The 7,859-nt window shown below is 36.9% G+C and carries 4 protein-coding genes and 1 pseudogene; 4 read left to right on the top strand and 1 reads right to left on the bottom strand.

Annotated elements, in window-relative coordinates:
- Nucleotides 1-1,137: pseudogene (secA, locus tag ACJAT0_RS06870) on the top strand (preprotein translocase subunit SecA); the annotation flags it as partial.
- A gap of 1,076 nt (nt 1,138-2,213) precedes the next feature.
- Here the strand turns inward: secA and ACJAT0_RS06865 are convergent.
- Nucleotides 2,214-2,822 (bottom strand): Crp/Fnr family transcriptional regulator, encoded by a 609-nt coding sequence (locus ACJAT0_RS06865; protein ID WP_415181067.1) that lies wholly within the window; start codon nt 2,820-2,822, stop codon nt 2,214-2,216.
- A 172-nt stretch (nt 2,823-2,994) separates the two neighbouring features.
- On the opposite strand from ACJAT0_RS06865, the gene ACJAT0_RS06860 reads away from it, so the two are divergent.
- The 3 genes from ACJAT0_RS06860 (at nt 2,995) to ACJAT0_RS06850 (ending at nt 7,846) form a co-directional block, all read left to right on the top strand.
- Entirely contained in the window at nt 2,995-3,351 is a 357-nt protein-coding gene (locus ACJAT0_RS06860) for a hypothetical protein (RefSeq protein WP_415181066.1), read from the top strand.
- A 128-nt stretch (nt 3,352-3,479) separates the two neighbouring features.
- Nucleotides 3,480-5,978, top strand: a complete 2,499-nt coding sequence (locus ACJAT0_RS06855; protein WP_415181065.1) for a YbcC family protein — start codon at nt 3,480-3,482, stop codon at nt 5,976-5,978.
- A gap of 2 nt (nt 5,979-5,980) precedes the next feature.
- A complete protein-coding gene (locus ACJAT0_RS06850) occupies nt 5,981-7,846 on the top strand; it encodes a proton-conducting transporter membrane subunit (protein ID WP_415181064.1) in 1,866 nt (621 codons plus the stop codon).
- The last annotated feature ends 13 nt before the right edge of the window (nt 7,847-7,859 follow it).

The raw sequence follows: 7,859 nt of genomic DNA, 5'->3' as shown, positions 1-7,859 counted from the left end.
GACAATTTAATGAGACTTTTCGGTTCTGAACGTATGGCAAAAACCATGGACAGACTGGGAATGAAAGAAGGTGAAGTGATTCAACATTCTATGATTTCTAAATCTATTGAACGTGCACAAACTAAAGTAGAAGAAAATGCCTTTGGTGTTCGTAAGAGATTATTAGAATATGATGATGTCATGAATGCGCAACGTGAAGTGATATATAAGCGACGTCACAACGCCTTATTTGGGGACCGTCTTGCGGTAGATATTGCCAACATGATTTATGATATCTCAGAGAACATTACAGAAGGAAATAAAATAGCTCAAGACTTCAAAAACTTTGAGTTTGAATTGATTCGTTTTTTCTCTATGAACAGCCCTATTTCTGAAGAGGAATTTGCCGCCAAAGATGAAAAAAAAGTAACCGACATCATTTATAAAGCTGCTTATGAACATTATAAGAAGAAGATGGAGCGCACCGCTTCTGAGGTGTATCCAGTAATAAAAAATGTAATGGAAAACGACCAGCGCAATTATGAGCGTATCGCAGTTCCTTTTACAGATGGGAATAAAACTTTAAATGTTGCCACTAACTTGCAAGAAGCTTATGATTCTGAAGGTCGTTCTTTAGTAACTGATTTCGAGAAAAACATTACTCTTGCCATTATTGACGAGGCTTGGAAAACTCACTTGCGTAAGATGGACGAGCTAAAACAAAGTGTACAACTAGCTGTTCATGAACAAAAAGATCCCCTACTTATTTACAAGTTTGAAGCCTTTGAATTATTTAAAATAATGATTGACAAAGTAAATAAGGATGTCATTGGTTTTATGTTTAAAGGAGATCTTCCAACCAGAGACGCTGATACCATAAGCGAAGCCAGACAGCAACAGGCTGAAAACACAAGCACTCAAAAAGATGAAATTCTCAATAGTGATCAGCAAGCTGCAAAAGCAAGAGCCATTGGTGCTGGAGCAAGTCAGCAGCGTCCTCAAGTTACGGAAACCATAAAGCGCGACCAGCCTAAGATAGGTCGTAATGATAAAGTCATTATTAAAAACATCATGACCGGAGATACCAAGGAAGTTAAGTATAAAGCTGCTTTACCTCTAATGAGTAAAGGAGAATGGGTTTTAGATAAAAAAGTTTAAGTCAGCTGATTTAACTCTTAATTAAAGCGTTTAGCAAACTTGATTTTGTTCCACAATAAGATTACAAAATGCCTTACTAAAAAGTAAGGCATTCTTATTTGAATCGTTTTATCCATACCAAATATTTAAAAAAACTCAGGCGTGGAGCATTGAAGGAACTTATTACATGTTTTTTATTTTATACATTTGAAAATTCTAAACACAACAATGCGCCCATGCCTGCGTTGCGCTAGCCTGTTAAAGTCTCTACGCAGTGCTACCATTTGATTCATAAAAAAATAAAGGTGAGAAGGAAACGATGTATTGCCCCTTTATAAAGCTAAATTGATTCCATAAAGCACCTATATTCGTCAAGACTAGAGTTCCTCCAATAGAGACCAATTAATTGTATTAATTAATGTAGGCTACATAATTATGAATGGCACATGTTCTAGGCGATATGCTACTCATTCTAATTAGAGCAATTTGTATCAATCGCCTTTTTGTACATACTATGCCTTACTTTTCAGGAAAAAAACCATCGTTTTTACACTGATTTTGACCTGTATTTGGGCTTTATCGAGAAATTCCAAAACAATGAGCCAAGTTTTATTGGGACAGGTCCATTTATTTATAACAACAAATAATTACTTTAAAGCGATATTCAAATACCCATAAAACAGCAAACCCTGTACTTTGGTCATTTTGAGCCAAAAGGACAATCGTTTTTGCTGCTTCACAAAACTAGTGATTCCTCTTTATAATAATAATCAATTTGACAAGCAATTGATTAAGGCAACAGACCCCTTATCTATAGTTTCCACCGTATATTCTTTACATAATGTATTTTCCTATAACGCTTTAGTCTATAAAGTTCAAAAGCATTATCAAAAAAAGAATGCCTAATTAGATCTGTACTGCTTTATTGAATAAAAAAGAAAACCACTTTGTAGGGCATAAGTTAGAGTTCTTACTATTCTTTTTAGCATCACTTTAATGCTGTTTTAGGATTGTTATTTTTTAATTGCACTACTAATTAGAGTTTTACTTGTATTTGCCTTTTGATTAAGAACTTAAAAAAGTTTTTAAAACAACCATCATTTTACCCATTCCAAATTAAGTAATTTATAGAAAGCCGCTTTATCTATAATAAATATGCATCGCTTTTTAATGGAAATCATCCCATCATCTTTAAACTGTTTTAAGCTTCTACCTAAACTTTCTCGTGAAGTTCCAATACAATTAGCCAGATCTTCGCGAGTCAAATCAATACCCTTATAATCGGGAATCATGGCTTTAAACCGGTTTTCAAAAATCAATAAATAAATCGCTAGCCGCGTATTTTGATCCTTTTGAGCCAAAACTGCAATTGTGTTTGCCAATACCCCAAACTCATGACTCATATTTTTAATAAAAGCATCTTTTAAAGACGGAAGATCCTGAAGTAATTTTAGAAAATTATCTTTTGAAATGAATTTTAACTCCACATCATCAAGAGCCTCACAGGAGTCCTGATAGCGCTCCTCACCCAACAAGGCATGATAACCTAAAAAGTCACCAGGTGTATAGATGTAAAATATCTGCACTTGATTGCTGAATCCTTTTTTAAATTTCTTTGCTCTTCCACTCACTATATGAAAAATACCAGTAGGAATACCCTCTTCATAAAAAAGGGCATTGCCTTTCTTTATTGTAATATCCTCCATAAAGCTATGAACCAATTCTTTATCTACTAAAGTGAGAGTCTCAAATAATAGATGGCTTTGGAAATCAAATTTTAAAAAGAAACTGCGCATATAAAAAATATAAATAAATATATAACATAAGTAATGTTCAAATATAACGAATGTTACTTATGTTTGCATCATGAATTGTGCTATGAAGTTTATTTTATCTATATCCTTATTGCTTTTTATGCTGGTGCCAGAAGCAGCAGTTAGCGCAATTATGGACAGCACAGCTTCAGAAACTACGGGTTCTAACAACAAAATTCAGTGGCTTGAAGAAGAAACTGAAACTGAAACTATTTCAAGTCTGACTGAAAGAGTTTTTCAAAAAATAGGTGGAACAGCTGGTGGCGGTGCTATAGAACAAAAGCCGTTCACTACTCTACATCTGGCTGCTTTTAGGAGCAGCAATTCACCTAATGCCTGCGGCTGGATTTTTATCTCAAAATACCCGCGCTATATTCAATTTTGCTGTCTCAAGTTAGACTGCTCGTTTATTCTTTCTTAACGACCACTGCTCGATACCTTTAGTTTCCGACACTATCGATGCGGTACAACACCTCAAATTTTTACGTGTGATTTTTTAGTTCTTCCACTAAAATTCTTAATTCACTTTATTTAAATAGCATTCTACTAATGCATACGGATCAAAAAACATTTGATGAAGCACAGGCGCTCCATCATCTTAGACATTATTTACCCGCACAAGCTCCTTTAAAGGACTTTGTCCATCACAACACCTTACATGCCTTTAACGATTTTTCATTTTTTGAAGCTTTACAAAAAGCAAATTCTACCTTTGGTTACAAAACAACACTTTCCTTAAAAGAATATCGAAAGCTGTTTCAAGAAGGAGTTATTAAAGAAGATGTTCTTACTACTACCATCCATAATTTTAAAGATAGTAACAGCCTTACATATTGGAAATCCTTAGTTTTCAATCAGGATCTGTCAAATGATTCCACTCCTCAAATAGGACTGTTAAAAGCCTTTTGGAAAAGTCATTTTAAGATCGATTTAGATATGTTGGTGCATCCCAAATTATTCAAATTAATTGGTGCTTATCTGGATCAAGGAGTTTCTGAGAAACGATTTCCTTATCCTAACGTCACATTTTTGGAGGCTGTACGTACCTTACAAAAAAACAGTCTAGTTTCGGTTTTTCAATCTAAAAAGGCTGTTGAATTACTTCATGATTCTAAAACTAGCATCACAAGCCTATTACAAAGTATTGTAGGGGATGCGACTTACTTTGAGCAGTATCTATTTGACCAGCAATTTAGTCATCCTGGTTGGTCCGGTATGGTAGCTACCATAGAAAAACAACCCACCACCTTACTTGATCAGAGACAAGTAAGCCTCCATGATTTTATTTTTCTAGAATTACTTTTAGAAATTGAAGCCTTAGATCAGAGCATTGGACTGGATACATTACCCTTGAGTACCGCCGTAAATTTAAGAACGCCTGTGGTATTGTTTCCCTTTAAAGAAGTTGATCGGTATTGGAAAGTCATCGCCATTTGGCAAGAAGCCTTAGAGTGGAGTTATCACAGTGAAGTTTTACAGGGATTGGTTCAATCCACAGCAAAAGAAAAAACGGCAACCCCTAGTTTTCAAGCCTTCTTTTGTATTGATGATCGAGAAGAATCGGTACGAAGACATTTAGAGCAAGCAGCTCCAGACTGTGAAACCTTCGGCACGCCGGGACATTTCGGAATGGTAGCAATGTACCAACCAGAGTCGGGAAAGTTTTACACACAAGTTTGTCCAGGTTCTTTAACTCCTAAACACCTGATCAAAGAGAAAGGAAGGGCGGTTAAAAACGGTAAAGACATTCATTTCCATAAAGCATCACACCGGCTATTTACCGGGTGGTTGTTGTCACAAACGATTGGCTTTTGGTCAGCAGTGCGGTTATTTTTTAATCTATTTAAACCCCAAATATCTCCGGCACATTCCTCTGCTTTTGAACATATGGAGCAAGCGGCGACTATTCTTGTTGAACATAAAAACAATGCAGAAGAAAATGGGTATCAAGTAGGATATACCGTTGAAGAGATGGTTGAAATCGTGTATGGATTGTTAAAAAGCACCGGTTTAACGACTAATTTTGCTTCACTAGTTTACTTGATAGGTCACGGAGGCAGCAGTACCAACAACCCGTATTATGCTGGTTACAATTGTGGTGCCTGTTCTGGTAGAGCAGGCTCTGTAAACAGTCGGGCAGTTTCAGAAATGGCCAACAGGTCAGATGTTAGAAAAGCGCTAGAAGCAAAACATATTTTTATTCCTAGCACTACCTATTTTTTGGGAGGTTTACACGACACGACTCGTGATGAGGTTGCATTTTATGATGAAGTTACGCTTACGCGAAAGCTAACAGAAGTACATGCCACACATAGAGCACAGTTTGATAAAGCCTTATCTCACAATGCTAAAGAACGATCGAGACAATTTTTATTGACCAATAGCAAGCGAGACGCGATTAAAGTGCATAAGGATGTAAAGAACCGCTCTACAGCCTTGTTCGAACCTCGACCAGAATTGAACCATTCTAATAACAGCCTTTGTATAGTCGGGCGTAGATCTTTGACAAAAAGTGTCTTTTTAGATCAGCGTGCTTTTTTGAATTCCTATGATTATAAGCAAGATCTAAACGGCACACAATTAAAAGTCATTTTACAAGCAGCCACACCTGTTTGTGGAGGTATCAACCTCGAGTATTACTTCTCTAGCGTAGATAATGAAAAATTAGGTGCTGGGTCTAAACTGCCCCATAATGTGATTGGTCTTTTTGGAGTAGCCAATGGAATTAAAGGCGACTTACGTCCTGGGCTGCCTTCTCAAATGATAGATGTACATGCACCTTTACGGTTGATGATGATCATAGAGCATTATCCAGAAGTTGTGATGCGACTTATTCAAAACGATAGCGGACTCTGGAACTGGTATAAAAATGAATGGGTTAAACTAGCGATCCTACATCCCGACACCAAAGCCATCGCTTATCTATACAAAGGGGAATTAAAATCATACGAAACTTCTAAACATAAGATGGAGACCCTTTCTAATTTAGAAACTGTTTTTGAAAATCATTCTGCCAATTTACCGGTGTACCAACTCAACGTATCCTAACTATGGAAGACCTCATAGCTCTATTTTTATTGATCCCATTTTTAGGATTAATAATCAGCCTTTTATTTCCAGAAAGTCAAGAAAAAGCAATCAGTACCACGATTCATATCGCCATGGGAACCTATGTGCTTTTTACTATTGCGTTTATTGGCGCCTGGTTATGGAAAGGTGCTGATCACATCAATATCAAAGAAATATCCGTGTACCGTTCTGGTGATTATCACTTTTTTATCGATTTTTATTTTGATAAAGTAGCTGCTGTATATCTTTTATTTTCTGGTATTCTGTCGTATCTAATTGCCATTTACAGCAGTGTGTATCTTCATAAAGAACCTGGATACAAACGCTTTTTCACCACCTTTTTGCTGTTTTTTATTTCCATTCAGGTTATTGTGCTAGCCGGCAATTTTGAAACCCTATTTATAGGTTGGGAAACCTTAGGTGTATCTTCCTTTTTACTGATCGCTTATTACCGCCATCGCTATTTACCGGTACGCAATGGGTTGAAGGTTTTTTCTATATATAGAATTGCAGACGTTGGTATTTTAATAACCATGTGGTTGAGTCATCACCTGTGGCATGAAAACATCACTTTTGAGCAGTTGAACAACTCTCAGTTCGTGTCAGAACATCTGGTTTCTCACCCTTGGATAGGCATCCTTATATCTCTAGCCATACTTCTAGCGGCGAGTGTGAAATCTGCACAGTTTCCATTTTCCTCTTGGTTGCCTAGAGCTATGGAAGGCCCTACTCCTTCTAGCGCTATTTTTTACGGTTCGATTGCCGCTCATATTGGTGTGTTTTTATTATTGCGTACCGCTGCTTTTTGGCAACAGCTATTTGTCATTAAGCTTATAGTCATTGCATTAGGGATTACAACAGCTGTCATGGCTACTATTTCTTCCAGAGTACAGTATTCTGCCAAAGCTCAAATAGCCTATTCTTCCGTAGCTCAAATAGGAATTATTTTTGTGGAAGTAGCTTTAGGACTTGAGAATATTGCCCTGCTTCATTTAGTGAGTAATGCCTTTTTAAGAAGCTATCAACTGCTAATTAGCCCGTCCATGGTGGCCTATTACATCAGAGAGCAATTCTATCAATTTGAACCGTATAAAGAAAAACCTAAAAGTGGGTGGCTTAAAAAGTACGAAGCTACTCTCTATCTCATAGGCTTAAATGAATGGAAACTAGATCAATTACTTTATAAAGTTTTTTGGAACCCTATAAAACGCATCGGGAATCCATTGACCCGTTTTGAACCAAAACCTGCGGTTCATATGGCGCTTGCCCTGCTCCCTATTCCTCTCTTTTTTCTGAGCTTCTTTGTGCAATTGTCAGAAATATTACACAAGCTGATACCTGTAATTATTGCAGGGATTGCTCTTTTTCTAGTGATTCGCACCTTTTCAGAACGCAAGAATCCGTTGCTGGCTTGGGTCATGTTATGCTTCAGTCATTTATGGGTATTACTAGCCATCACCTTTAACGATAGGTTCCATATTTGGGATGCTGTCTTCTATTTATCTGGGGTTATAGTTGCTGGAATTGCGGGTTTTATACTCCTCCTCCACCTATCTAAAAAGGAAACATTTGATCTAAATAATTTTTATGGATTGGCCTTAGGTCAAAAAAACACAGCCTTCTGGTACCTGCTGTGTACCTTAGGGTTGATGGGATTTCCAGTTACGACCACTTTTTTAGGAGAAGACTTGTTGTTCACCCATATTGGAGAAAACCAATTCCTTTTGGCAGCCTTGATTTCATTCACTTTTATTCTCAACGGCATCAGTTTAATGCGCATGTATGCTCGTATTTTTTTGGGACCTACAAAATGTACAGAAACGCCAATGGCCAGAAGGTCCTCCTAGATTTATACTAAAA

Origin of the sequence: Nonlabens sp. (assembly GCF_047636915.1) — a bacterium.
Classification (GTDB): domain Bacteria; phylum Bacteroidota; class Bacteroidia; order Flavobacteriales; family Flavobacteriaceae; genus Nonlabens.
This window is presented reverse-complemented; position numbering and strand designations above follow the sequence as displayed.

What these genes read in the sequence shown, in the direction of transcription:
- ACJAT0_RS06855 (WP_415181065.1), top strand. Translation starts at nt 3,480, where the DNA reads ATGCATACGGATCAAAAAACATTTGATGAAGCACAGGCGCTCCATCAT.
- ACJAT0_RS06860 (WP_415181066.1), top strand. Translation starts at nt 2,995, where the DNA reads ATGAAGTTTATTTTATCTATATCCTTATTGCTTTTTATGCTGGTGCCA.
- ACJAT0_RS06865 (WP_415181067.1), bottom strand. Translation starts at nt 2,822, where the DNA reads ATGGAGGATATTACAATAAAGAAAGGCAATGCCCTTTTTTATGAAGAG.
- ACJAT0_RS06850 (WP_415181064.1), top strand. Translation starts at nt 5,981, where the DNA reads ATGGAAGACCTCATAGCTCTATTTTTATTGATCCCATTTTTAGGATTA.